Annotated in this window: 23 protein-coding genes, 1 tRNA gene and 2 pseudogenes; 17 read left to right on the top strand and 9 right to left on the bottom strand. The window is 72.7% G+C overall.

Annotation, left to right across the window (positions count from 1 at the left end):
- Positions 1-59 precede the first annotated feature (59 nt).
- Positions 60-881, top strand: coding sequence for a lipase family alpha/beta hydrolase (locus GCE86_RS16340; RefSeq protein WP_154227775.1), 822 nt, complete (start codon positions 60-62; stop codon positions 879-881).
- Between the two features lie 49 nt (positions 882-930).
- Here GCE86_RS16340 and GCE86_RS16335 read toward each other — a convergent pair whose 3' ends face one another.
- The gene (locus GCE86_RS16335) at positions 931-2,508 is read right to left on the bottom strand and encodes a GMC family oxidoreductase (RefSeq protein WP_154227774.1); all 1,578 of its coding nucleotides are present in this window, start codon (positions 2,506-2,508) and stop codon (positions 931-933) included.
- 76 nt (positions 2,509-2,584) lie between these two features.
- Entirely contained in the window at positions 2,585-3,451 is an 867-nt protein-coding gene (locus tag GCE86_RS16330; protein ID WP_154227773.1) for an aldo/keto reductase, read from the bottom strand.
- Positions 3,452-3,628: 177 nt separating this feature from the next.
- Here GCE86_RS16330 and GCE86_RS16325 point away from each other — a divergent pair, with 177 nt between their 5' ends.
- The 6 genes from GCE86_RS16325 to GCE86_RS32590 all read left to right on the top strand — a co-directional run bounded on the left by GCE86_RS16325 (position 3,629) and on the right by GCE86_RS32590 (position 8,858).
- Positions 3,629-3,994: a YciI family protein gene (locus tag GCE86_RS16325; RefSeq protein WP_091267866.1), complete on the top strand. Its 366-nt coding sequence runs from the start codon at positions 3,629-3,631 to the stop codon at positions 3,992-3,994.
- Between the two features lie 240 nt (positions 3,995-4,234).
- A complete protein-coding gene (gene pyk, locus GCE86_RS16320; protein ID WP_154227772.1) occupies positions 4,235-5,683 on the top strand; it encodes a pyruvate kinase in 1,449 nt (482 codons plus the stop codon).
- Positions 5,684-5,738: 55 nt separating this feature from the next.
- A complete protein-coding gene (locus tag GCE86_RS16315) occupies positions 5,739-6,623 on the top strand; it encodes an acyl-CoA thioesterase (protein WP_154227771.1) in 885 nt (294 codons plus the stop codon).
- A 71-nt stretch (positions 6,624-6,694) separates the two neighbouring features.
- Complete coding sequence (locus GCE86_RS16310; RefSeq protein ID WP_154227770.1) at positions 6,695-7,165, top strand: RrF2 family transcriptional regulator; 471 nt, start codon at positions 6,695-6,697, stop codon at positions 7,163-7,165.
- A gap of 191 nt (positions 7,166-7,356) precedes the next feature.
- Positions 7,357-8,427, top strand: a complete 1,071-nt coding sequence (locus GCE86_RS16305) for a sulfite exporter TauE/SafE family protein (RefSeq protein WP_154227769.1) — start codon at positions 7,357-7,359, stop codon at positions 8,425-8,427.
- 152 nt (positions 8,428-8,579) lie between these two features.
- Positions 8,580-8,858, top strand: a complete 279-nt coding sequence (locus GCE86_RS32590) for a rhamnogalacturonan lyase family protein (protein ID WP_420846483.1) — start codon at positions 8,580-8,582, stop codon at positions 8,856-8,858.
- Positions 8,859-9,025: 167 nt separating this feature from the next.
- Here the strand turns inward: GCE86_RS32590 and GCE86_RS16295 are convergent, their stop codons facing one another.
- A complete protein-coding gene (locus GCE86_RS16295; RefSeq protein ID WP_244316997.1) occupies positions 9,026-10,036 on the bottom strand; it encodes an LLM class flavin-dependent oxidoreductase in 1,011 nt (336 codons plus the stop codon).
- A gap of 173 nt (positions 10,037-10,209) precedes the next feature.
- On the opposite strand from GCE86_RS16295, the gene GCE86_RS16290 reads away from it, so the two are divergent.
- The gene (locus GCE86_RS16290) at positions 10,210-11,568 is read left to right on the top strand and encodes a hypothetical protein (protein ID WP_154227767.1); all 1,359 of its coding nucleotides are present in this window, start codon (positions 10,210-10,212) and stop codon (positions 11,566-11,568) included.
- Here GCE86_RS16290 and GCE86_RS16285 read toward each other — a convergent pair.
- The gene (locus tag GCE86_RS16285; protein ID WP_154227766.1) at positions 11,565-12,044 is read right to left on the bottom strand and encodes an Lrp/AsnC family transcriptional regulator; all 480 of its coding nucleotides are present in this window, start codon (positions 12,042-12,044) and stop codon (positions 11,565-11,567) included. The genes GCE86_RS16290 and GCE86_RS16285 overlap by 4 nt on opposite strands.
- Before the next feature lie 83 nt (positions 12,045-12,127).
- On the opposite strand from GCE86_RS16285, the gene GCE86_RS16280 reads away from it, so the two are divergent.
- Complete coding sequence (locus GCE86_RS16280) at positions 12,128-13,303, top strand: trans-sulfuration enzyme family protein (RefSeq protein ID WP_154227765.1); 1,176 nt, start codon at positions 12,128-12,130, stop codon at positions 13,301-13,303.
- 4 nt (positions 13,304-13,307) lie between these two features.
- On the opposite strand, the gene GCE86_RS32080 is transcribed toward GCE86_RS16280, so the two are convergent.
- From GCE86_RS32080 to GCE86_RS16270, 3 genes and pseudogenes are all read right to left on the bottom strand, one after another.
- On the bottom strand, positions 13,308-13,790 hold the full coding sequence (locus GCE86_RS32080) for a hypothetical protein (protein ID WP_244317308.1): 483 nt from the start codon (positions 13,788-13,790) through the stop codon (positions 13,308-13,310).
- Between the two features lie 198 nt (positions 13,791-13,988).
- Positions 13,989-14,057 (bottom strand): annotated as a pseudogene (locus GCE86_RS32075) (hypothetical protein); the annotation flags it as partial.
- A gap of 32 nt (positions 14,058-14,089) precedes the next feature.
- A tRNA-Leu gene (locus GCE86_RS16270) sits at positions 14,090-14,166 on the bottom strand.
- 104 nt (positions 14,167-14,270) lie between these two features.
- On the opposite strand from GCE86_RS16270, the gene GCE86_RS16265 reads away from it, so the two are divergent.
- The 8 genes from GCE86_RS16265 to polA all read left to right on the top strand — a co-directional run bounded on the left by GCE86_RS16265 (position 14,271) and on the right by polA (position 24,185).
- A complete protein-coding gene (locus GCE86_RS16265; protein ID WP_151465483.1) occupies positions 14,271-14,891 on the top strand; it encodes an ANTAR domain-containing response regulator in 621 nt (206 codons plus the stop codon).
- A 91-nt stretch (positions 14,892-14,982) separates the two neighbouring features.
- The gene (locus GCE86_RS16260) at positions 14,983-16,146 is read left to right on the top strand and encodes a hypothetical protein (protein ID WP_154227763.1); all 1,164 of its coding nucleotides are present in this window, start codon (positions 14,983-14,985) and stop codon (positions 16,144-16,146) included.
- A 259-nt stretch (positions 16,147-16,405) separates the two neighbouring features.
- On the top strand, positions 16,406-17,569 hold the full coding sequence (locus tag GCE86_RS16255) for a branched-chain amino acid ABC transporter substrate-binding protein (protein ID WP_154227762.1): 1,164 nt from the start codon (positions 16,406-16,408) through the stop codon (positions 17,567-17,569).
- Positions 17,570-17,662: 93 nt separating this feature from the next.
- Positions 17,663-18,613, top strand: a complete 951-nt coding sequence (locus GCE86_RS16250) for a branched-chain amino acid ABC transporter permease (RefSeq protein WP_154227761.1) — start codon at positions 17,663-17,665, stop codon at positions 18,611-18,613.
- Entirely contained in the window at positions 18,610-19,764 is a 1,155-nt protein-coding gene (locus tag GCE86_RS16245) for a branched-chain amino acid ABC transporter permease (RefSeq protein WP_154227760.1), read from the top strand. The genes GCE86_RS16250 and GCE86_RS16245 overlap by 4 nt, the downstream gene beginning before the upstream one ends.
- Entirely contained in the window at positions 19,757-20,677 is a 921-nt protein-coding gene (locus tag GCE86_RS16240; protein WP_204342618.1) for an ABC transporter ATP-binding protein, read from the top strand. Before GCE86_RS16245 ends, GCE86_RS16240 begins: the two co-directional genes overlap by 8 nt.
- On the top strand, positions 20,667-21,377 hold the full coding sequence (locus GCE86_RS16235) for an ABC transporter ATP-binding protein (RefSeq protein WP_151464709.1): 711 nt from the start codon (positions 20,667-20,669) through the stop codon (positions 21,375-21,377). The genes GCE86_RS16240 and GCE86_RS16235 overlap by 11 nt, the downstream gene beginning before the upstream one ends.
- A gap of 108 nt (positions 21,378-21,485) precedes the next feature.
- Positions 21,486-24,185, top strand: a complete 2,700-nt coding sequence (gene polA / locus GCE86_RS16230) for a DNA polymerase I (RefSeq protein ID WP_154227759.1) — start codon at positions 21,486-21,488, stop codon at positions 24,183-24,185.
- 55 nt (positions 24,186-24,240) lie between these two features.
- Here the strand turns inward: polA and GCE86_RS32380 are convergent, their stop codons facing one another.
- Together GCE86_RS32380 and GCE86_RS16225 are read right to left on the bottom strand one after the other, a co-directional pair.
- Positions 24,241-24,375 carry a hypothetical protein gene (locus tag GCE86_RS32380; protein WP_275587195.1) on the bottom strand — a complete coding sequence of 45 codons (135 nt, stop codon included), beginning with the start codon at positions 24,373-24,375 and terminating at the stop codon, positions 24,241-24,243.
- A 65-nt stretch (positions 24,376-24,440) separates the two neighbouring features.
- A pseudogene (locus GCE86_RS16225) lies at positions 24,441-24,728 on the bottom strand (SDR family oxidoreductase); the annotation flags it as partial.
- Positions 24,729-24,772 lie beyond the last annotated feature (44 nt).

Here is a 24,772-nt window from a genome sequence, read left to right as displayed (position 1 = left end):
ATCGGATCCCCCCACCCGTCCTCCCGGAACACCGGGGCCTCCCACCGGAGGTGCAGCCCATGCTGCTCCGAACGATCCTGGCCGCCACCACCGCCGTCACCGCCCTGCTCGTCCCGGCCACCGCCGCCCTCGCCGAGCCCACCACCGAAACGGCCACCACCGCCGCGACCACCGCCGACGTCGCCGGCGCCGAGGCCGGCGTCAGCGGCCTCGCCCCCGCCGGCGCCAACCCGGTCGTCGTGGTCGGCGGCCTCATCGGGATCTCCATCGCCTACGAGCCGATCGCCGCCCGCCTGCGCGCCGACGGCTACCGGGTTTCCATCTACCAGCTGCCGAACCTCGGGTTCGGCGACATCCGCGAGTCCGCCCGGGCCCTGTCGTCCTACGTGGACCAGGTCCGCGCCGCCACCGGTGCGACCAAGGTGGACCTCGTCACCCACTCCGAGGGCGGCCTGGTCTCCCGCTGGTACGTCAAGTTCCTCGGCGGCGCCGGCAAGGTCGACCACTACCTCAGCCTGGGCAGCCCGCAGCAGGGCACCTACGTCGCCAACATCATCAACTTCCTGGGGCTGGGCAGCTGCGCGGGCATCGTGGCCTGCCAGCAGATGTCCATCGGGTCCAGCTTGCTGGCCGACCTCAACGGCGGGGACGACACCCCGGGCGCGGTCCGCTGGACCACCGTGCGCACCTGGCAGGACGAGCTGGTCCGCCCGGTCGACAACGCCGCACTCGCCGACGGCGCCACCAACGTCCTGGTGCAGGCGTGGTGCCCGCTGCGGCTCGTCGGCCACCTGGGCCTGGTCCTCGACGGCACCACGTACACCATCGTGCGGCAGGTGCTCGCCGACGCCGCGATCCGCCCCAACTGTTTCGCGATCTGAGCTCGGTTCGCGCTCGACGGTCGCCGTGCCGGCGGCCGTCGAGCCCCGTTCATTCCGTGGTCCGGCCGAGGATGAGGTCGGCGGCCCGCCACGCCAGCCCGGTCACGGGCGCGCTGGTCCAGCCCGACACCATGGCCGGGAACACGGACGCGTCGACCACCCGCAGCCCGGCCACCCCGCGCACCCGGAGCTGGGGATCGACGACGTGCTCGTCGTCCGCGCCCATGGCGCAGGTGCCGATGGCGTGGTAGCCGCAGTAGCCGTGCGCCCGCCCGGCCTCGACGATCTCCTCGTCGGTCTGGATCGCCGGACCGGGCAGGGTCTCCGCCGCGATCCGCTTGGCGATCGGCCCGGTGGCGAACAGCTCCCGCGTCCGGCGGACCGCGTCCACGGCGACCCGGCGGTCGTGCGCCGCGGCGAAGTAGTTCGCCACGATGGCGGGCGGCGTGCGGGGGTCGGGGCCGGTGACGGCCAGGCTGCCCTCGCTGTCCGGGCGGGTCACCGTGGCGAGGCAGAGCAGGCCCGGCTCCCGTTCCAGCTCCAGCGCGCGGCCGGGGCGCCGCGGCGCCGCCGAGAAGGGCGCCATCAGCAGGTGGACGTCGGGGCGGTCCAGCTCCGGGCGGGACTTCAGGTGGGCCGCGACGTCCATCACCGGCAGGGCGAGCGGGCCGCCCCGGGTGGCCAGGTAACGCAGCGTGGCGCGCGCCTGCCCGAGCGGGCTGCCCAGCCGGGCGTTGTAGCCGCCGGGCTCGGCGAGCCGGTACTGCACGGGGATCGGCCGGTGCTCCCGCAGACCCGCCCCCACGCGGGGCCGGTCCAGCAGCACCGGGACGCCGGCGGCGCGCAGGGTATCGGCCGGCCCGATGCCGGAGACCTGCAGGAGTTGCGGGGTGGCCAGGGCGCCCGCGGCGAGGATCACCTCGGCGGCCGCCCGGTGGTCGACCTCCCGCCCCCGGTGCGCGACCCGTACGCCGACCGCCCGCCCGTCCTCGACGAGCACCCGCAGCGCGACGCTGCCGACCGCGACGGTCAGGTTGGGCCGCTTCCGCACCGGGTGCAGGAAGGCGTCGGCGGCGGTGACCCGGCGTCCGGCGTGGATGGTGGCCGTGGCGTAGCCGATCCGTTCGCCGTCGGCGGCGTCGAGGTCGTCGACGCGGCGCCAGCCCAACTCCGCTCCGGTCGCCAGCATCTCCTCGCAGAGCGGGTCGGTGCCGGTGGCCACGGACAGCCGCACCGCGCCGCCGGCGCCCCGCGACGGGTGGTCCTCCAGCCGCGCGAAGATCGGCCGCATGGTGGACCAGCCCCAGCCGAGGGGCGCCAGCGCGTCCCAGTCCGCCGCCGCGCCGCGGCTCCAGATCATGCCGTTGATCGCCGTCGAGCCGCCGACCATCCGGCCCCGCTGCCAGGTCTCGCGCCGGCCCGGCGCGACGGTCGCCGGATAGTGCCAGGCCGTGCGCGGGTCGTCCATGAGCCGGGCGAACGCCTTGGGCACCCGTACGAAGGGGCTTCGGTCCCAGCCGCCCGCCTCGATCAGGAGGACCCGGGTGCCCGGGTCCTCGGTGAGCCGGTTGGCCAGCACGCACCCGGCCGCACCGGCACCGACGACGACATAGTCGAAACCGTCCACTCCGGACCCCCACTCGTCCCAGGCGTGAGAATCCCTCTGACGGTAGCGGCTCGGTCACGCTACGGAAAGGGCTGGCTCAGGTCGCCTTCGCGAGCGCCTCGAACTCGTCGTCGCCGAGCCGCACCTCGGCCGCGGCCACGTTCTCCTCCAGGTGCGCCACGGACGACGTACCCGGGATGGGGAGCATGACCGGCGACCGGCGCAACAGCCAGGCGAGGGCGAGCTGCGCGGGCGTCGCGCCGTGGTCCGTGGAGATCGCGTCCAGCGGGCCGCCGGGCCGGGCCAGGTTGCCGGTGGCGATCGGGAACCAGGGTATGAACGCCAGGTCGTTGCGCTCGCAGTGCTCCAGCACGTCCTCCGCGCTGCGGTCGGCCAGGTTGTAGAGGTTCTGCACCGACACGATCGGGGTGATCCGCTGGGCCGCCTCGATCTGCTCGACGGTCACCTCGGACAGCCCGATGTGCCGCACCTTCCCCTCCTGCTGGAGCAGCGCCAGCTCGCCGAGCTGGTCCTCCAGCGGCACCTTCGCGTCGATCCGGTGCAGCTGGTAGAGCGGGATGCAGTCCAGGCCCAGGTGGCGCAGGCTCAGCTCGCACTGCTGGCGCAGGTACTCGGGGCGGCCCACCGGCCGCCAGTCGCCCGGGCCGGAGCGGGTCAGCCCGGCCTTGGTCGCGATGACCAGATCCTCGGCGTACGGGTGCAGCGCCTCCCGGATCAGCAGCTCGCTCACGAAGGGGCCGTAGGAGTCGGCGGTGTCGATGAAGGTCACCCCCAGCTCGTACGCCCGGCGCAGCACCCGGACCGCCTCGGCGGGGTCCTTCGGGTCGCCCCAGACGCCGGGGCCGGTGAGCTGCATGGCCCCGTAGCCGAGCCGGTCGACCTGGAGGTCACCGCCGATCCGGTAGGTGCCCGAGGCCTTCGCGGGCCCGGTGCTGGTCGCCATGGCGGTCCTCCTGTGCGTCGTCGTCGGCGGCGGTGGTCACCGCCCCGACCGGAAGCCTTTCCCGCGAATCGCCGCCGTCAACGTCCCGGGCCGGGTGTTTCCGCCAGTTTGCCGTGAGCGACCCCGGGGCGGCGCGCGCCGTGCGACGCTGGGCGGGACGGTGGTCTGGAGGTGCGCATGGCCGCGACGCCACGGCTCGACTTCGCGCTCGACACGTACGAGTGCATCGTGCTCTACCCGGGGCCGTCGGGCCGGGCGCTGCCGGACGAGACCGTCCAGCGGCTCCAGGCCGAGCACCTGCGGCACATCCAGGCCCTGCAACGGCGGGGCATCGTCCTCGTCGACGGCTCGGTGGACGGCCCGGCCCGCGAGCCGGACCCGCCGATCGGCTTCGGCCTGGCCCGCACCGGCTCGGTCGACGACGTCCGCAGCGTCATGGAGGCCGACCCGGCCGTGCAGGCCGGGCTCTACCGCGTCGAGGTGCTCACCTTCCTGTGCCCGGCCGGCTCGCTGGAGTTCCCGCTCGCCAAGACGCAGAGCTGACCGCCGCCCCGCGCGTAGCCGGGTCCCCGCGGCCCCGGTCGATCTCCGGGAGCACCCCCGCCGAGGGATGAACGCGAGCGGTACGATTTCCGCCGCGCGGTCGCCGATGCCCGCCACACACGACGTCCCGGTGCGGTTTTCCACCGCCCGCCGGCGCGGGTCATCGCGCGTCGTTGGACAACTGTTCCGCAGTCCGAAAGGGGTCGGCCGGCAGGTCGACCCGGAGGAGAGACTAGCCTGATGGGCGTGACACGCCGCGCGAAGATCGTCTGCACCCTCGGCCCCGCAACCTCGTCCCCGGAGCGCATCCGGGGCCTCGTCGAGGCGGGCATGAACGTGGCGAGGCTGAACTTCAGCCACGGCAGTCACTCCGACCACGAATCGGTCTACCGGCTGGTCCGGGAAGCCGCCGAGGCGGCCGGGCAGCCGGTCGCGGTGCTCGCCGACCTCCAGGGTCCCAAGATCCGCCTCGGCAAGTTCGCCGACGGCCCGCACGAGTGGCGCACCGGCGACTCGGTGGTCATCACGGGCGACGAGATCCTCGGCACCAAGGAGCGGGTCTCCTGCACCTACCGGAAGCTGCCGCAGGAGGTGAAGCCGGGCGACCGGCTGCTGATCGACGACGGCCGCGTCGCCGTCGAGGTCAGCGACGTCACCGGCAACGACATCCGCGTCCTGGTCACCGAGGGCGGCCCGGTCTCCAACAACAAGGGCGTCTCGCTGCCGAACGTGGCGGTCAGCGTCCCGGCCCTGTCGGAGAAGGACGCCGACGACCTGCGCTTCGCCCTCGGCCTGGGCGTCGACCTGATCGCGCTCTCCTTCGTCCGCTCGCCCGAGGACATCAAGCTCGTCCACTCGATCATGGCCGAGGAGGGCGTCCACCGCCCGGTGCTGGCCAAGGTCGAGAAGCCCGAGGCGGTCGACCACCTGGAGGCGATCGTGCTCGCCTTCGACGGCGTCATGGTGGCCCGCGGCGACCTCGGCGTCGAGCTGCCGCTGGACGAGGTGCCCCTGGTGCAGAAGCGCGCCGTGCAGCTCTGCCGCGAGAACGCCAAGCCGGTCATCGTGGCCACCCAGATGCTCGACTCCATGATCGAGAACTCGCGCCCCACCCGCGCCGAGGCCTCCGACGTGGCCAACGCCGTGCTCGACGGCGCCGACGCCGTGATGCTCTCCGGCGAGACCAGCGTCGGTAAGTATCCGGTGCTCACCGTCAGCACCATGGCGAAGATCGTCACCACCACCGAGGCCGGCTCGATCGGCGTGCCGCGTCTGCAGCACGACCCGCGTACCCACGGCGGCGCGCTCACCGTCGCCGCCTCCTCGATCGCCCGGGCCATCGGCGCCAAGGCCATGGTCGCCTTCTCGCAGACCGGCGACACCGTGAAGCGGCTCGCCCGCCTGCACTGCGACCTGCCGCTGCTGGCCTTCACCCCGGTGCCCGAGGTGCGCAACCAGCTCGCCCTCTCCTGGGGCGTGGAGACGTTCCTCATGCCGTTCGTCGAGCACACCGACGACATGTTCCGCCAGGTCGACCAGGCCCTGCTCGGCCTCAACCGGGCCAACCCCGGTGACTACGTGGTGATCGTGGCGGGCAGCCCGCCCGGCACCCCCGGCTCCACCAACACCCTGCGCGTGCACCAGCTCGGCTCCCTGGTCGACGCCGCCTCGGCCCGGGCCCTTCAGTGAGCGCGAGGAGCGAGCCGGGTCTGCGAGCCCCGCAGTCGCGAACGGAGACGGCGCAGTGAGCGAGAGTCCGGCGGCGACCGGGCAGGCCGCGGTCGACCAGCTCCTGGAGGTGCTGGACCTCGACCAGACCGGCGCCATGAGCTTCCGGGGGATCAGCCCGCCGGTGGGGCCGCAGCGCGTCTACGGTGGCCAGGTCGCCGGCCAGGCCCTGGTCGCCGCCGGACGCACCGTCGACCCGGAGCGCTTCGTGCACTCCCTGCACGGCTACTTCGTCCGCCCCGGCGACCCCGCCGAGCCGATCGAATACCAGGTGGAGAACGTCCGGGACGGCCGCTCCTTCTCGGTGCGCCGCTCGGTGGCGCTGCAGCACGACAAGCCGATCTTCTTCATGTCGGCGTCGTTCCAGCGCCAGGAGGAGGGGCTGGACCACCACGCGCCGGTCCCGCCCGACGTCCCGGCGCCGGACGAGGTGCCGACGATGACCGACCGGCTCTCCCGCTACCCGGAGCGGCTCGGCATCTGGGGCCAGATCCCGCGCCCCATCGACGTGCGCTACGTCGGCGAGCCCGGCTGGGTACGCCCCGGCGACCGCCCCGCCGAGCCCCACCAGCGGGTCTGGATGCGCCTCGACGGCAAGCTCCCCGACGACCCGCTGCTGCACGCCTGCGCCCTCACCTACGCCTCCGACCTGACCCTGCTCGACTCGGTGCTGTCGGTGCACGGCGAGGTGTGGGGGCCCGGGGGAGTGGTGGGCGCCAGCCTCGACCACGCGCTCTGGTTCCACCGGTCCTTCCGGGCCGACGAGTGGTTCCTCTACGACTGCTGGAGCCCGTCCGCGTCCGGCGCCCGCGGCCTGGCCACCGGCCGGATGTTCACCACCGACGGCCGGCACATCGCCAGCGCCGTGCAGGAGGGGCTGCTGCGCCGGGTCGGCGCCTGAGCCGGCAACCGTGACCGTTCGGCCGAGGGTCGGGAAACCGGGCGGCTGACCAGGCGGCTAACCTTGCCGGCATGCGCCTCTCCGCTCGGGTCGACTACGCCCTCCGCGCGGCCGCCGAGCTGGCCTCGGTCGCCGACGGCGCGGCCGCCGGGCGGAGCCGGCCGGTGACCGCCGAGCAGATCGCCCGGGCCCAGGACATCCCGCCGAAGTTCCTCGAGAGCATCCTGCTCCAGCTGCGCCGGGGCGGCATCGTGCACGCCCAGCGCGGCCCCGAGGGCGGCTACTGGCTGGCCCGGCCCGCCACCGAGATCTCCCTCGCCGAGGTGATCCGGGTGATCGACGGCCCCCTCGCCCACGTCCGCGGCCAGCGCCCGGAGCAACTCGGCTACCAGGGCGCGGCGCGCGCCCTGCAGGACGTGTGGATCGCCCTGCGGGCCAGCGAGCGGGAGATCCTCGAACTGGTCACCATCGCCGACGTGGCCGGCGGCAACCTGCCCGGCCGGGTCAACGACCTGGCCGCCGATCCCCGCGCCTGGAGCTGACACCCTCGGCGTCGGCCCCCGCGCCGTCCCGCCCGGCCCTCGCGCCGTCCCGCGCGGCCCCTGCGCCGTCCCGCGCAGCCGCCGCGCCGTCCGGCGCGTCCCATCAACCGGATGGACGACTTGACCGGAGCGCCCCCGTGCCGCATTGTCGACCAAGTCGATAGGAGATACCGAAAAGTCAGGGGGCGCTCGTGCGCAAGCTTCTGGTCCTCGCCCTCGTCGGGCTCGCCGCGCAACTGGTCGACGGCGCGCTCGGCATGGCGTACGGGCTGACCTCCTCGACCCTGCTGCTGTTCGCCGGGGTGGCCCCGGCCGCCGCCTCCGCCTCGGTGCACCTGGCCGAGATCGGCACCACCCTCGCCGCCGGCGTCTCCCACTGGCGGTTCGGCAACGTCGACTGGCGCGTGGTGGGCCGGATCGCGCTGCCCGGCGCGGTCGGCGCGTTCGCCGGCGCCACCTTCCTCAGCTCCATCTCCACCGAGTCCGCCGCGCCGTGGATGGCCGCCATCCTGTTCAGCCTCGGCGCCTATCTGCTGGTCCGCTTCTCCCGGCCGCTGCGCGCGAACCGGGCCGCCGGCCGGCTGCGCAGCCGCTTCCTGGCCCCGCTGGGCCTGTTCGCGGGCTTCGTCGACGCCACCGGCGGGGGCGGCTGGGGCCCGGTCGCCACCCCGGCGCTGCTGGTCTCCGGCCGCATGGAACCCCGCAAGGTGATCGGCTCGGTCGACACCTCCGAGTTCCTGGTGGCGGGCGCGGCCAGCATCGGTTTCCTCATCGGCCTCGGCTCCGAGGGCTTCCTGCTGCCCACCGTGGCCGCGCTGCTGGTCGGCGGCCTGATCGCCGCGCCGATCGCCGCCTGGCTGGTCCGCATCGTCCCCGCGCAGCTGCTCGGCGCCGTCATCGGCGGCGTCATCGTGCTGACCAACACCCGCACCCTGCTGCGCGCCGGCGAGCTGGGCGGCCCGGTCCCGGCCCTGGTCTACACGGTGCTCGGCGCCGGCTGGCTGGCCGCCCTGACGCTGGCGACGCGGGCGCTGCGCCGCACCCGCCAGGCCCGCGCCACCGCCGAGGCCGCCCTCGCCGCCCAGTCCACGACTCCGGCCGAGGCCGCCCTGGCCACCCCGGCCGAGGCCGCCCTCGCGGCCCAGACCGCCGCCCCGGTCGAGGTGACGGCCGCCCCTGCCGCCGAGCCGGTCCACGCCGCCGAGGCCGCCGTCACCGCGCCGGAGGAGCCCCGCCGGCTCGCCGCCGCCGTCGAGGGCTGACCGGGTACGCACCCAGCGCCGCCCCGCGGGCGGTGGCCCGCCTACTGCCGGTCGAACCGGCCTGGCCCGCGCCGTTTGATCAACTCCAGCTCGGCGAGGTGGCGCCATCCCGGGGGCCGGGATACCGCCAGGTCGCCGAGCTGGAGTCGATCATGCTGGGGCTCGGGGATACCGCCGGGTCGCCGAGCTGGAGTCGATCACGCCGGGTGCCGGCGCCGGCATGCCGCCCGGTTGTGCGGGGGAAAGCGTTGTCCTGCCCTGCGCATCTACAGCACGCCGACGCCGACCAGCCTGCCGACGCTGGCGCACGACCCGCAGTACCGCGTGGCCTCGCTTGGCAGAACACCGCCTACAACCAGCCGCCGCACCCGGACTTCCACCTCGGCGACGGCATGAGCGCCTCGCCCGCGCCGAACATCTACCTGCGCTGAACGCGCAGGCACCGGGTCGCCGGCCGCGGAACCCGCTCCGCCGGCGACCCGGTGCACCACACCGCAGCACCCCCGACCCGTCCCGACCGGGAATGCCGTACCACCACCGGCATCCAAATTAGGCGGGCTGCGCGACGGTGGGGTGACGTGGCTATGAAGAGCGTGTTTCAGCCCTTCCGGCCCAGGCCACCGGCCACCTTCTCGGCGATCAGCTCGAACGAGCGCACCCGGTCGGCCACGTCGTAGACCATGGTGGTGAGCATCAGCTCGTCCGCGCCGGTGCGCTCCAGCAGCGCGCCGAGCTGCCGGGCCACCGTCTCCGGCGACCCGGTCGCCTGACCCTCCCGGCGCTGCGCCACGAACTCCCGCTCGAACTCCGAATACGGGTAGGCCGCCGCCTCCTCCGGGCTCACCAGCGGCTCCGGGCGCCCCGACCGCAGCTTCAGGAACGACAACCCGGCCGGACCGGCCAGCCACTCCGCCCGCTCGTCGGTCTCGGCGCAGACCGCGTTGACCGCCACCATGGCGTACGGCTTCTCCAGCCACTGCGACGGCCGGAAGTTCTGCCGGTAGAGCTGAAGCGCCGGGATGGTGTTCTGTGCGCTGAAGTGGTGCGCGAACGAGAACGGCAGCCCCAGCAGCCCGGCCAGCTGGGCGCTGAACCCGCTGGACCCGAGCAGCCACACCGCCGGCGACTGCCCCTTCCCCGGGGTGGCGGTGATCGGGCCCGGCTCGGCGCCGCTGAAGTAGTTCATGAGGTCGGCCAGCTCGCGCGGGAAGTGCTCCGCCGACAGCCCCTCCATGGTCCGGCGCAGCGCCAGCGCGGTCACCTGGTCGGTGCCCGGCGCCCGGCCGATGCCCAGGTCGATCCGCCCCGGGTGCAGCGCCTCCAGGGTGCCGAACTGCTCGGCCACCACCAGCGGGGCGTGGTTGGGCAGCATCACCCCGCCGGAACCCAGCCGGATCGTGGAGGTGTGCGCCGCCAGGTGCGCCAGCAGCACCGCCGGCGCCGAACTGGCGATCGCCGGCATGTTGTGGTGCTCGGCCACCCAGAACCGGCGGTAACCCAGCTCCTCGGTGCGGCGGGCCAGCTCGGTCGTGTGCCGCAGCGCCTCACCGGCGCTGCCGGTGGCGGCCACCGGAGCAAGATCAAGAACAGACAAGGGTACGTCGATCACAGCATTGCTCAACCGTCCGCGCGCCGGATTTGTTCCGGGCCGGCGGCCATCACCCCGCCGTGTTCCCGCTCGTCGATGAACCACCGGACGTCCCCTGTGGACGAAAAGCCGGTGATCGCCACTGCGGAAGCGCGATAGGGTCCGGGCGCCGTCCGACCTTCCGGGAGCCCCAGTTGCCGCTGGACATCGACCACATCCAGGTGCCGATCAAATTCGACCTCGGAGGGGTCATCGACGACGTCTGGCAGGCGATGCCGGTCCTCCAGCAGTTCGGTGAGGTGACCATTGACGCCGTCGACGACCGGGACGCCCGCTCCTACAACATCTCCTACCTCGCGACGCACCCACCGACCGTGACGATCCGGCTACCCGACTCCGAGGTGCGCCTGCGCGACGTCACCTGGCAGGCCCGCACCGACCTCGTCGTGTACTCGGCACTGGGCGTCGTCTCGGTCGACCTGCGCCTGGCCCGGCCCTCGCGGACGCTGACCGGCGACGACCTGCGGCGCTTCTACGACGACCAGGTGGCCGCCAACAACCTCGACTACTTCGCCTACCTCGACGACATCGGCGTCCTCTCGCCGAACCTCGCCTCCTACCGGCAGTCCGCGCAGGCCAACAGCGGCACGCACGCCGGTTGGGTGGCCGCCCCGTACGTCACCCGGCTGCGCGCGGCCCTGCTGGACTGCCCGGCGTTCCGGCCCCGGGAACGCTGCTACCCCTTCCAGAACATGCGGCAGTTCTTCGTGCTGCGGCGGACCGGCGAGACCGCCGACCCGCACCTGGTCGACGCCCTGCTCGGCCTGACCGCGCGCACCCCCCGGCCCACCGACGGGGCCGCCACGCCCTCCTGGCCCGAGCTGCGCATCGAGGACGTCATCGTGCGCTCCAGCGGCTGGTCGACGGTGGCGGTCCTCGACGGGCAGGCGACCCGCGACGCGCTCGGCATCGTGCAGGAGATGTACGGACAGATCCACGCCCAGTGGTTCTTCTGCCAGCTCTGGATCGGCGTCGACCCGGCCGATCACGAGGACGAGCGGTTGATCACCAGCCCGGCCGAGGCCACCGACCACCGCGTCGCGCAGCTCGCCCGGGTGCAGATCGAACTGGCGCACGGGCTCGCCGAGATCGGCAACGTCGATCTGATGTTCCGCGATCCGGCGCGGGTGGCCGTCGCCCGCTTCCTCATCCACGCGGTGCGCGTCGAGGGTCACGCCGAGGCCGCCCAGCGCCGGCTGGAGCAGCTCAGGGCCATCCTCGAACAGGTCTCGAACCTGCGCACCGCGTACTTCCAGCGGCGCCTGCAACTGCTGTTCGCCATCACCGCCATCGCCGGGGTCGTCGGCCTGTATCCGGCCGCGCACGACCTCAACACCACCTGGCGCGCCTGGACGGTGATCCTCTTTTGCTCGCTGGCGCTCATGTGCTGGCTGGCGATCCGGTCGATGAGCCGGTCCGAAGCGGACCCCCGACGCGGGCGCCGCGGGTGGCGACCCCGCACCGGCGGCGCCGGTCGCCGCGCCGGTGACTAGCCCATGCCCCGCGCCTGCTCGAAGATCAGGCTCGTCTGGGTGTGCTGCACCGCCGGATCCACCGCCAGATGATCCAGCACGAAGTCCCGCAGCGCGTCCCCCGACGCCGCCCGCACATGCAGCACGTAGTCCTCCGCGCCCGCCACGTGGAACACCGACACCACCCCCGGCAGCCGCACCGACCGGGCCCGGAACGCGTCCACCGCCGCCCGCTCGTGCGCCGCCAGGCGTACCGACACCAGCGCCTGCAGCGGCAGCCCCACCGCCGCCGGATCCACCTCCGCGTAGAACCCCCGGATCGCCCCGCACTCGCGCAACGCCCGCGTACGCGTCAGGCACGTCGACGGCGCCACCCCCACCCGCTCGGCGAGCGCGTTGTTCGGCAACCGGCCGTCCGCCGCCAGCTCGGCCAGGATCGCGCGGTCGGTGTCGTCCAGCGCCCCGAAGGGCCGTACATCATTCGGTGCGACAGGCATGCGAACATCCTTCCCCGAATTTCCCTCTCCTGGAAGGTCTCCGGGCAGAATGTTCTTCGCTGCTCTTGCCTCATGACGGCCTCATGTTCGACGCTTCCGCCATGACAGCCGTGGACACCGCAGCCGTGCACGCCGGGCGCGAGGACCTCGCCGGACTCGGCGTCCACGTGCCGCCCATCGACCTCTCCACCACCAACCCGCTGCCCTCCGTGGCCGGCGGCGGCGACGACTACGAGACCCTCGCCACCGGCGGCACCCTCCCCGCCGGCGGCAGCGCCGTCTACCAGCGGCTCTGGAACCCCACCGTCGCCCGCTTCGAGACCGCCCTCGCCCAGCTCGAAGGCACCGCCGAAGCCGTCGCCTTCGCCAGCGGCATGGCCGCACTCACCGCCACCCTGCTCGCCGCCACCCGCGACGGGAAACGGCACGTCGTCGCCGTCCGACCCCTCTACGGCGGCACCGACCACGTGCTCGCCACCGGCCTGCTCGGCACCGAGGTCACCTGGGCACGACCGGACGAGGTCGCCGCCGCCGTCCGCCCCGACACCGCCCTGGTCGTCGTCGAGACCCCGGCCAACCCCACCCTCGACCTCGTCGACATCGCCGCCCTCGCCACCGCCGCCGGCGACGTCCCGCTGCTCGTCGACAACACCGTCGCCACCCCGGTGCTCCAGCAACCCGCCCGGCACGGCGCCGCACTCGTGCTGCACAGCGCCACCAAGAGCATCGGCGGCCACGGCGACGTGCTCGCCGGCGTCGTCGCCTGCGCCCCCGAATGGGCCACCCGGCTGCGCCAGGTCCGCGCCGTCACCGGCGCCGTCCTGCACCCGCTCGGCGCCTACCTCCTGCACCGCGGCCTCCAGACCCTGCCGCTGCGGGTCCGCGCCCAGCAGGCCGGCGCCGAGAAACTCGCCGCCTGGCTCTCCGACCACCCCGCCGTCGCCCGGGTCCACCACCCCAGCGTCACCGACCCCGCCGGGCTCGTCGGCCGCCAGATGACCGGCCCCGGCAGCCTCCTCGCCTTCGAGGTACGCGGCGGCGCCCCCGCCGCGGCCGCCGTCGCCGGCGCCTGCCGCCTCATCACCCACGCCGTGTCGCTCGGCGGCGTCGACACGCTGATCCAGCACCCGGCCTCGCTCACCCACCGGCCCGTCGAGGACGGCGCGAAGCCGGGCGACGGGCTGCTGCGCCTCTCCGTCGGGCTGGAGGACCCGGAGGATCTGCGCACCGACCTGGCGCAGGCGCTCGCGGCGCTCTGAGGAGTCAGGACTTCGGGCCGACGTGGCGGTCCAGCGCCGCCACGGCGTCCCGCCGCGCCACGGACAGCGAGTTGCGGCGGTTCATCCGCCAGGCGATGCCCAGCAGGTCGAGGCCCCACTGGCAGAGGCCCATGATGTCGGCCGACTCGTTGGTGAACATGTAGCGGGGATAGACGTACTCCTTGCCGCGCACCACGACCCAGTTGGCGAACCGGCAGCCGTCGGAGTGGAACAGGCCTCGCAGGAAGTCGCCGGGGTGCCCCTCGACGATGCTGCGCTGCCAGTCGGCCAGGACGATCGGGCGCTCGTGCTTCTTGCCGGGCCCGTGTTGCGGAAACAGGCACGGCCAGTGCTTGCCGTAGCTCTGGACATTGACGCAGCCCCGTTGCGGGACGCGCTGCACCTTCTCCGCCAGCACCGCCCGCATCGCATCGTCGCAGGCGTTGATCAGGCCGGGCCAGCTGCTGGTGCAGGAGATCCGGAGCACCGGTACCCGCGCAGTGGTGACCAAATGCCCGTCGCCCAGGTAGAGGCCGAGCAGGTAGACGTAAGCGCCGGGATCTGTCGGAACCCGGACATCCGTGCGACACCGGAAACATCGCAGCGCGGTGCCTTGAACAGCAGGCGTGGGGCGGTCCCTGCACCAGTGCCACACCGTGCGGTAGTTGAGGCCGACACTGCGAGCCGCTTCGGCGACGGTGGCCCCGGACAGGAAGACCTGTCGTGCTCGGGCGCGAATCTCGGGTGGATGCACGAGCCCATCTTCGAACGCCCGTACGACAACTTTGGTGTCCCCGGTGGGATTCGAACCCACACTGTCGGAGGTTTGAGCTCCGTTTCTCTACCGGTTGGAATACGGGGACAGGCGCGCCCGACGCTCTCGCGTCGTGGCATAGGTTACCCACTACGCTAAGGGCGGCGACACCCGGCAGGGCGGGTGTCGGGCTTGAACTGGTGGGAGTGGCTCGTGGCCGAGATGCAGGCGGATGCCGAGCGCAAGCGCGTTCTGATCGCCGAGGACGAGGCGCTCATCCGGCTGGACCTGGCCGAGATGCTGGTGGAAGAGGGCTACGAGGTGGTCGGCGAGGCCGGTGACGGCGAGACCGCCGTCAAGCTCGCCGAGGAGCTGAAGCCGGACCTCGTCATCCTCGACATCAAGATGCCGATCATGGACGGGCTGGCCGCGGCCGAGCGGATCGCGGGCGCGCGCATCGCCCCGGTGATCATCCTGACCGCGTTCAGCCAGCGCGACCTGGTGGAGCGGGCCCGGGCGGCGGGCGCGATGGCCTACCTGGTGAAGCCGTTCCAGAAGAGCGACCTCGTGCCGGCCGTGGAGATCGCGCTGTCGCGCTACTCGGAGATCGCGGCACTGGAGGCGGAGGTCGCGGGCCTCACCGACCGGCTGGAGATCCGCAAGACCGTCGAGCGGGCCAAGGGCGCGCTCATGACGACGTACGGGATGACCGAGCCGCAGGCGTTCAAGTGGATCCAGCGCACCGCCATGGACCACCGGATGACCATGAAGGAGGTCGCCGAGCGGATCCTCGCCGAGACCGCCGGCGGCGAGGTGGCGCAGCCCGCGTCCTGAGTCGCGCCCGGCGATCCGGCGCGTCCCGCTGACCGGAGCGGGTGCGTTCGGCGGGTTCCCCGGGTCGGGGCCGGTCGATACGATCGCCGCCATGCGGCGTCCGCTGGCGGTGCTCGGCCTGCTCGTGGTGCTGCTCGCCGCCTGCCGTCCGGCGGGTCGCGCCGAGCCGGCCCCCGAGGCGATCCGGCCGGCCTGGCAGCCGGTCACCCTGCCGCTCCCGCCGGGTCTGTCCGGCCGGTTGGCGCTGCGTGACGCGGCCGCCTGCGGGGGCAGATGGTTCGTGGTGGGCGCGGTGGTGGACGCGGCGGGGATGACGCGCCCGGCGGCGTGGTCGAGCGCCGACGCGGCCACGTGGACAGCGTTGCGCCCGGTGCCGCGGAGCCCGTACGGCGAGGAGAACGTGCTGACCGCGGCGGGTTGCCGGGACGGCCGGCTGGCGGCGGTGGGCGGCAAGAGCGGCGGTGTGCACGGCAATCCGCGGATCAGCACGTGGCGGCAGGTGGCGGACGGTTCGCTCGTGGAGGTGCCGGCCGAGTTCGAGGTGTTCGGGGGCGCGGACGCGGTGAACGCGGGCCGGATCGCGGGCGGGCCGCGCGGCTGGCTGATCTCCGGCAACCGGGCCACCGGCGCGGCGGCCTGGGTGTCGCCGGACGGGTCGGACTTCCGGTTGGTGAGCGCGGTGCCGGGGCTGGCGACGGATGCGACCGGCCGGCCGTGGGCGGCGGACGGTACGGCGACGGCGTCGGGGTGGCTCATGGTGGGCTCGGTGCTGTCGTCGGCGCGTACCGGATCGGCGGCGGTGGTGTGGACCTCGGCGGACGGGTCGGCCTGGCGGCGCGCGGTGCTGCCCGGCGGCGGCGTGGCCGAGGATCTGCAGCGGGTGGTCCGGGCGGGCGACCGCACGGTGGCGGTGGGCCGGCGGGGCGACGGGCTGGGCGCCTGGGTGGGGGAGGGCGACGCGTGGCGGCCGGGTGGGTGCCTGGGCGGCGCGGGCACGGCGGCGCCGGGTCCGGTGTGGGGGCTGGCGGCGCGCGGCGACGGTGTGTGGGCGGTGGTGGCCGGGTCGGCGGCGGGGGCGGGGTGGTTCTCCGGTGACGGCGTGCGGTGGTCGCGGGTGGCGCTGCCGGTGTCGGTGCCGGCGGGCAGTGACCGGACGGTGGCCGTGACCGCGGCGGGTGACGTGGCGTTGCTGCTGGTGGACGACGGCGGGCAGGCGCAGGTGTGGTCGGCGCGGGGTTCGTGGCGGCCCACGTGACGCTCTCACCTGCGGGTTAACGCTCGGTGTCGGATGTCCGATTTTCCCATCATGCGGGCCCGTGTGTTACAGCACATCTGTGAATCCGGCCACTCAACGTAACGGTTAGGTCAACCCCGCTTCCCAGGTCTACCTTCACGACCCGCTGGTGGGATAACGTCCCGGCCCAGACCGGGATCGCGGTCGGTCCGGCGACCCCTGCAAGGTCCAATTTGCGGCGGGTGGTTTCCGGGCCTTCGGACGGAGGAGGGTACGAGCCGTGAGGCAGAAGCTCGCACGGGTGCTGGGTGGCGTGGCCATCGGTGCGCTCGTTTTCAGTGGCGCGGCCTGCAAGGCTGACAGTGGTAGCGACGCGGGTGGCAGCAAGGCCGCCTGTGACCTGAAGATCGGCTTCTTCGGCCCGCTGACCGGTGACGCCGCGGGTCTCGGTATCCACATGCGCAACGGCACCAAGCTGGCCATCGACCAGTACAACAAGGACAACGCGGACTGCAAGGTCCAGATCGCCGAGTACGACTCGCAGGGTGACCCGGCCAAGGCGCCGGCCCTGGCGCAGCAGGCGGTCGGCGACAGCAAGGTCGTGGGCATCATCGGCCCGGCGTTCTCGGGTGAGTCCGAGGTGGCGGACCCGATCTTCGACGAGGCCGGCCTGCCGATCATCACCCCGTCGGCGACCCGCCCGAGCCTCAGCACCAAGAACTGGAAGATCTTCCACCGGGGCGTCGGCAATGACACCTCCCAGGGCCCGGCCGCCGGTCGGTACATCAAGAACGTCCTGAAGGCCGAGAAGGTCTACGTCGTGGACGACCAGTCGGCGTACGGCGCCGGCCTGGTGGACGAGGTGAAGAAGGTTCTCGGCTCGGTCGCGGGCGAGGACAAGATCCAGGTCAAGCAGACCAACTTCTCCGCCGTCGTCACCAAGATCCAGAGCAGCGGTGCGAACGTCCTCTTCTTCGGTGGCTACTACACCGAGGCCGGCCTGCTGCTCAAGCAGCTCAAGGGCGCGGGCTGGAAGGGCACGATGGTCGCCGGTGACGGTGTCAACGACGCCAACTTCATCAAGGTCGCCGGCGAGCAGGTCGCCGAGGGCACGATCCTGACCTGCCCGTGCGCCCCGGCCACCGCGGCCAAGGGCTCCTTCGTGACCGACTACAAGGCGGCCTTCGACAACGCCGAGCCGGGCACCTACGCCGACGTGTCGTACGACATCACCAAGATCATGCTCGAGGGCATCAAGGCCGGCAAGGGCACCCGCGCCGACCTGCTGAGCTTCATCAACTCCTACAACGGCACCGGCGGCGCCACCGGCGTCACCTACAAGTTCGAGGCCAACGGCGAGCTTGACCCGGCTCAGGTGCTGGTCTGGGCGTTCAAGGTGAACGCGGGCAAGGTCGTCCCCGACATCGAGATCCCCAAGTCCTGACCGGTTCGTCCGGTCCCGGCACGGGACACCAGGCGTGCGGCCGGGAGGTTCTCTCCCGGCCGCACCGCTTGGCCGCACAGTTGGAGCCCCCACTTGAACTTCGATGAGCTCTTCGGGAACTTCCCGGCGCTGACCATCACCGGCCTGGAGCAGGGCGCGATCTACGCGCTCATCGCCCTCGGCTACACCCTGGTGTACGGCGTTCTGCGTCTGATCAACTTTGCTCACTCCGAGGTCTTCATGGTCGGTACCTTCACCGCCCTGTGGACCTGGCAGGCCCTCGGCTACGACCAGAACTCCGCCGCCCCGTCCCTCGGCCCGCTGATCCTGGCGGTGATCGCCGGACTCGTGGTGGCGATGGCCGCCTCGGCGCTCACGGCGGTCACGGTCGAGCTGGTCGCCTACCGGCCGCTGCGCCGCCGCAACGCGCCGCCGCTGGCCTTCCTCATCACCGCGATCGGCGCGTCGTTCGTGCTCGCCGAGTCGTTCGGCATCGGCACCCGCCGGGCTCCGTTCGGCATGCCGGACCTGATCCCGCAGAAGACCGTCTTCACCGTCTTCGGCGCCGGGGTCACCAACGTCCAGCTGCTCATCCTCGGCGTCACGCTGATCATGATGATCGGCTTGGACCAGTTCGTGAACCGCAGCCGCCTGGGCCGCGGCATCCGGGCCGTCGCCCAGGACGCGGACACGGCCGCGCTGATGGGCGTCAACAAGAACCGGGTCATCCTGCTGGTCTTCGTGCTGGGCGGCCTGATGGCCGGCGTGGGCGCGCTGCTGTGGGACGTGCGGTTCGGCTACACCAAGTTCAACGTCGGCTTCCTGATCGGCCTCAAGGCATTCGCGGCCGCGGTGCTCGGCGGCATCGGCAACCTGCGCGGCGCGCTGCTCGGCGGCCTGCTGCTCGGGGTGGCGGAGAACTACGCCGCCGGCCTGTTCGGCGGTGACTGGAAGGACTTCACCGGCTTCGTGCTGCTGATCGTGCTGCTGATGTTCCGGCCGACCGGTCTGCTCGGCGAATCTCTCGGAAGGGCGCGCGCATGACCGCCACCGTGGACAAGAAGCGGACCGGGGGCGTCAAGGCCCGCTGGGCGGCGATGCCGAAGCAGGTGCGCTGGGCCGCGATCGCGGCGCTCGTCGTGCTGCTGTACATCCTGCCGAACAAGTGGTTCTACGAGTACCTCGGCTTCCCCATCGGCAGCGACTACTTCGCCTTCTACACCACCCGCTCGGACTTCGCCGGGGTGCTCTTCGACACCGCGGTGTTCGTCCTGCTGGCCGTCGGGCTGAACGTGGTGGTCGGCTTCGCCGGCCTGCTCGACCTGGGCTACTTCGGCTTCTACGCGCTCGGCGCGTACACGGTCGCGCTGCTCACGTCGCCGGAGAGCCGGTTCGGCACGAACTGGCCGTGGCTGGCGGCGGTGCCGCTGGCCGTCATGGTGGCGATGGTCTCCGGCGTGATCCTCGGTGGCCCGACGCTGCGCCTGCGCGGTGACTACCTGGCGATCGTGACCCTCGGCTTCGCCGAGATGATCCGGCTCTACGCCGCGCGCCAGGACGGCCTCCTCCAGGGCCAGCGGGGCATCCCGGCGATCCCGCACCCGCCGGGCACCGGTTCGGACGGCAAGCCGCTGTTCGGGGTGGTCGACGCCCGGCCGTACTACTGGCTGATGCTGACGCTGATCCTCGTCGTGCTGCTGCTGATCCGGAACCTGGCCAACAGCCGGGTCGGCCGGGCCTGGGTGGCCATCCGCGAGGACGAGGACGCCGCCGAGATCATGGGCGTGCCGACGTTCAAGTACAAGCTGTGGGCGTTCGCCATCGGCGCCGCCGTGGCCGGCCTGACCGGCGCGGTCTTCGCCGGTAAGCAGACGTTCATCAACTCCGACCAGTTCGTGCTGGAGAGCTCCATCCTGGTGCTGGCCGCGGTGATCCTCGGTGGCGCCGGCAACATCAAGGGCGCCATCGTCGGCGGCGCGGTCACCTGGTACCTGCCGGAGTGGCTGCGGGGCGTCGGCGACCTCCTCGGGGTGGAGTTCGACGCCGCCGAGTACCGGATCCTGGTCTTCGGCCTGGTGGTCATCGTCATGATGATCTTCCGGCCGCAGGGTCTGGTGCCCAACCGGCGGCGGGCGGCGGAGTTCGCCGACCGGCGCAAGGAAGCGGTTCCCCAGGAGACGGTGCCCAATGAGTGAGCCGCAGATGCACAGCGAGCGCGACGAGACCAGCGAGCGGGACATCGCCGACGACGGTCGTAGCACGGTCGGCACCCCGCCGGAGAAGGGCGCGGACACGCCGGTCGAGCCCACGCCGGGCGAGACCCCGGCGGCCGGGCGGGAGCCGCTGCTGGAGGTCGACCACGTCACCCTCCGCTTCGGGGGTGTGGTCGCCCTCAACGACGTCGCCTTCACCCTGTACAAGGGTGAGATCCTCGGCCTGATCGGCCCGAACGGCGCCGGCAAGACGACCTGCTTCAACGCGATGACGGGTGTCTACCGGCCCACCGAGGGCGAGATCCGGTTCGCCGGGCAGCGGGTCAACGGCAGGCGCCGGAGCTGGATCACCAAGGCGGGCATCGCCCGGACGTTCCAGAACATCCGGCTCTTCCCGGAGATGACCGCGCTGGAGAACGTGATGGTGGGCGCGGACGCCCACCACAAGACCAGCGTGATCGCCGCGATGCTGCGGCTGCCCCGGCACTGGCGGGAGGAGCGGGAGGGCCGCGAGAAGGCCCTCGGGCTGCTGCGCTTCGTCGGCATCGAGCGCCGCGCCGGGGACCTGGCCCGCAACCTCTCGTACGGCGAGCAGCGCCGGCTGGAGATCGCCCGGGCCCTGGCCACCGATCCGACCCTGCTCTGCCTGGACGAGCCGGCCGCCGGCTTCACCCCGGCGGAGAAGGAGGAACTCCTCGGCCTGATCCGGAAGATCCGCGACAATGGCACGACGATCCTGCTCATCGAGCACGACATGCGACTCGTCATGGGCGTGACCGACCGGATCGTGGTGCTGGAGTTCGGCAAGAAGATCGCCGAGGGCCTGCCGGCCGAGGTCCGGGAGGACCCGAAGGTGATCGCCGCGTACCTGGGGGTGCCGACCGATGCTGCTTGAGATCAACGACCTGACCCTGCTGTACGGGCGGATCCAGGCGCTGCACGGGATCAGCCTGCACGTCGACGAGGGTGAGGTGGTGGCCCTGATCGGCGCGAACGGCGCCGGCAAGACCACCACCATGCGGGCGATCTCCGGGCTGCGCCCGGTGGCCTCCGGCTCGATCGTCTTCGACGGGACCGACGTCACCCGGATGCGGGCCGACCTGCGGGTGGTCCGCGGCATCGGGCAGGCGCCCGAGGGCCGGGGCGTGTTCCCGGGCATGACCGTCGTGGAGAACCTGGAGATGGGGGCCTACACCCGCAGGGACCGGTCGGGCATCGCCGAGGACATGAAGATGGTCATGGACCTCTTCCCCCGGCTGCACGAGCGGCGCAAGCAGGCCGGTGGCACGCTCTCCGGCGGCGAGCAGCAGATGCTGGCGGTGGGCCGGGCCCTGATGGCCCGCCCGAAGCTGCTGCTGCTCGACGAGCCCTCGATGGGGCTCGCGCCGATGCTGATCCAGCAGATCTTCGAGATCATCACCCGGATCAACGAGCAGGGCACCACCATCCTGCTGGTGGAGCAGAACGCCCAGCAGGCGCTCTCCCGGGCCCACCGGGGCTACGTGCTGGAGACCGGCCGGATCGTCAAGGAGGGCACCGGCCGGGACCTCCTGCACGACCCGGCGGTCAAGGAGGCGTACCTCGGCGTCGCCTGAGGCGTACCCGTCGGCGGCCGGCCGTCCCCTCGCGGGGCGGCCGGCCGCCGCCGTTTGCCGGCGCCGCCGTGCGCCGGGTTGTCGGCGGTACGGACTAGAGTCGCTGCCGTGACAGCTACGACGCCGCGCCTGCTCCTCGTCGACGGACACTCCCTGGCATACCGGGCATTCTTCGCCCTGCCGGTGGAGAACTTCTCCACCACCACGGGGCAGCCGACCAACGCCGTCTACGGCTTCACCTCGATGTTGATCAACGTGCTCCGCGACGAGCAGCCCAGCCACATCGTGGTCGCCTTCGACGTCTCCCGCCGCTCCTTCCGCACCGAGAAGTACGCGGAGTACAAGGCCGGCCGCAGCGAGACCCCGACCGACTTCAAGGGCCAGGTCAGCCTCGTCAAGGAGGTCCTCGCGGCGCTGCGCATCCCGGTCGTCGAGAAGGAGGGCTACGAGGCCGACGACGTCATCGCCACCCTCGCCTGCCAGGCCCGCGACCAGGGCATGGACGTGCTCATCACCACCGGCGACCGCGACGCGTTCCAGCTCGTCGGCGACCGGGTCACGGTGCTCTACCCGCGCAAGGGCGTCTCCGACCTGGCCCGGATGGACCCGGCCGCGGTCGAGGCGAAGTACGGCGTGGGCCCCGGCCGCTACCGCGACCTGGCCGCCCTGGTCGGCGAGACCAGCGACAACCTGCCCGGCGTGCCGGGCGTCGGCCCGAAGACCGCCGCCAAGTGGATCAACCTCTACGAGGGCGTCGAGGGCGTGGTGGCCCGGGCCGACGAGATCAAGGGCAAGGCCGGCGACAGCCTGCGCGAGCGGCTTGCCGACGTCATCCGCAACTACGAGATCAACTGCCTGGTCACCGACCTGGAGCTGCCGGTGCGCCCGGAGGACACGCGCTGGCAGGGCTGGGACCGGGAGGCCGTGCACCAGGTCTTCGACACCCTCCAGTTCCGCATCCTGCGCGACCGGCTCTACCAGTACCTGGAGGCCGTCGAGCCGGAGGCCGAGGCCGGCTTCGAGCTGGCCGGGCAGGTGCTCACCGAGCCCGGCGCGCTCGCCGGCTGGCTGGCCGCGCACGCCCCGGACGGCACCCCGGCCGGCGTGGCGGTCAAGCTCGACACCGGGCCCAACCGGCGGCACACCGCCGCAGTGACCGGCATGGCGCTGGCCACCGCCGACGGGGCCGCCGCCTGGTTCGACCCGGCCGTGCTCGACCCCGAGGACGAGGCGGCGCTGGCCGGCTGGCTCGCCGACGAGGCCCGCCCCAAGGTGCTGCACGACAGCAAGCCCGCCGTGCTGGCCTTCGCCGCGCACGGGTGGGACCTGCAGGGCATCTCCCGCGACACCCAGATCGCGGCCTACCTGGCCCGCCCCGACCAGCGCTCCTACGACCTCACCGACCTGGCGCTGCGCTACCTGCACCGCGAGCTGCGGGTCGACGCGCCCGAGAGCGGCCAGCTGACCCTCGACGGGCTCGGCGACGACGGGGCGGCCGAGCAGAACCTGATGCTCCAGGCCCGGGCCACCCTCGACCTGGCCGACGCGATCGACGCCGAGCTGTCGCGCGACGGCGAGCAGTCCGCCCGGCTGATGGCCGGCGTCGAGCTGCCGCTCATGCGGGTGCTGGCCACGATGGAGCGCACCGGCATCGCGGCCGACACGCACTACCTCTCCGAGCTGGAGGCGCACTTCGCCGCCGAGGTGAAGGCCGCCGCCCAGGGTGCGTACGCGGCGGTCGGGCGGGAGTTCAACCTGGGCTCGCCCAAGCAGCTCCAGGAGATCCTCTTCGGCGAGCTGGGCCTGCCCAAGACCAAGAAGATCAAGACCGGCTACACCACCGACGCCGACGCCCTCCAGTGGCTCTACGCGCAGAACCCGCACCCGGTGCTCGAGCACCTGCTGCGCCACCGCGACGTCGCCAAGCTCAAGATGACCGTCGACGGGCTGCTCAAGTCGGTCTCCGACGACGGCCGCATCCACACCACGTTCAACCAGACCGTGGCCGCCACCGGCCGGCTCTCCTCGACCGAGCCCAACCTGCAGAACATTCCGATCCGCACCGAGGAGGGGCGGCGCATCCGGCGCGCCTTCGTGGTCGGCGAGGGCTACGAGTGCCTGCTCACCGCCGACTACAGCCAGATCGAGATGCGGATCATGGCGCACCTGTCCTCGGACGACGCGCTGATCGAGGCGTTCAACTCCGGGCACGACTTCCACGCCGCGACCGCCTCCTCGGTCTTCACCGTCGAGGTCGGCGAGGTCACCGCCGACCAGCGCCGCAAGATCAAGGCCATGAACTACGGCCTGGCGTACGGGCTCAGTGCGTTCGGCCTGTCCCAGCAGCTCGGGATCACCGCCGAGGAGGCCCGCGGCCTCATGGAGAACTACTTCGCCGGCTTCGGCGGGGTCCGTGACTACCTCCAGGAGGTGGTGGCCCGGGCACGGCAGGACGGCTACACCTCCACCATCCTGGGCCGCCGCCGCTACCTGCCCGACCTGGTCAGCGACAACCGGCAGCGCCGGGAGATGGCCGAGCGGATGGCGCTCAACGCCCCCATCCAGGGTTCCGCGGCCGACATCATCAAGGTCGCCATGCTGCACGTCGACACCGCGCTGCGCGACGCCGGGCTGCGTTCCCGGATGCTGCTGCAGGTGCACGACGAGCTGGTCTTCGAGGTCGCCCCCGGCGAGCGGGAGACCCTGGAGGCGCTGGTGCGCAAGGAGATGGGGTCGGCCTACCCGCTGTCGGTGCCGCTGGAGGTCTCGGTCGGCGAGGGCCGCGACTGGAACAGCGCCGACCACTGACCCGCCCACCGGCCCCGGGCCGACGGCAACCCGCCACGTTTCCGGTTGGGGGGCGCTAGCCGCCGGGGTGGCTCGGGCGGGCGGCGGCGAGGGCTTCGGCGGCGTCGCGCAGGGCGGCCGCGAGCCGGTCCCGCACCGCGAGCTGGGCGGCGATCCGGGCGTCCAGCACGGCCAGCCGCTCCCGTCCCACCCGAGGCGGACCGGCGCGAGCAGGTTGGTGTCGAGCTGGCGGCGGGCCGCCGGCTCGTCCAGCCCGGCGAGGGGACCGCCGCCGGCGATTCCGGCGTTGTTGACCAGCACGTCGAGCCGGCCGTACCGGTCGAGGGCCGCGCCGATGATTCGGGCCGGCCCGTCGGCGTCGGTCACGTCGGCGGTGACCGGGGTGAGGAGGGGATAACCGGCGGCGGTCTCGGCGAGCGGCCCGGGACGCCGGCCGACGGCGAGGACGCGGGCGCCCGCGTCGCTGAAGGCGCGGGCGGTGGCCCGGCCGATGCCGGTGCCCGCGCCGGTGACCACCACGACCCGCTGCGGTTCGTCGTTCATGCCGCCGATCGTCGGACCCTGCCGTCAGTGGCAGGGTCAAGCTG

Source organism: Micromonospora terminaliae (assembly GCF_009671205.1).
In the GTDB taxonomy this organism is placed as follows: domain Bacteria; phylum Actinomycetota; class Actinomycetes; order Mycobacteriales; family Micromonosporaceae; genus Micromonospora; species Micromonospora terminaliae.
The sequence above is the reverse complement of the archived record's forward strand: the minus strand, read 5'-3'. Positions and strand labels throughout refer to the sequence as shown.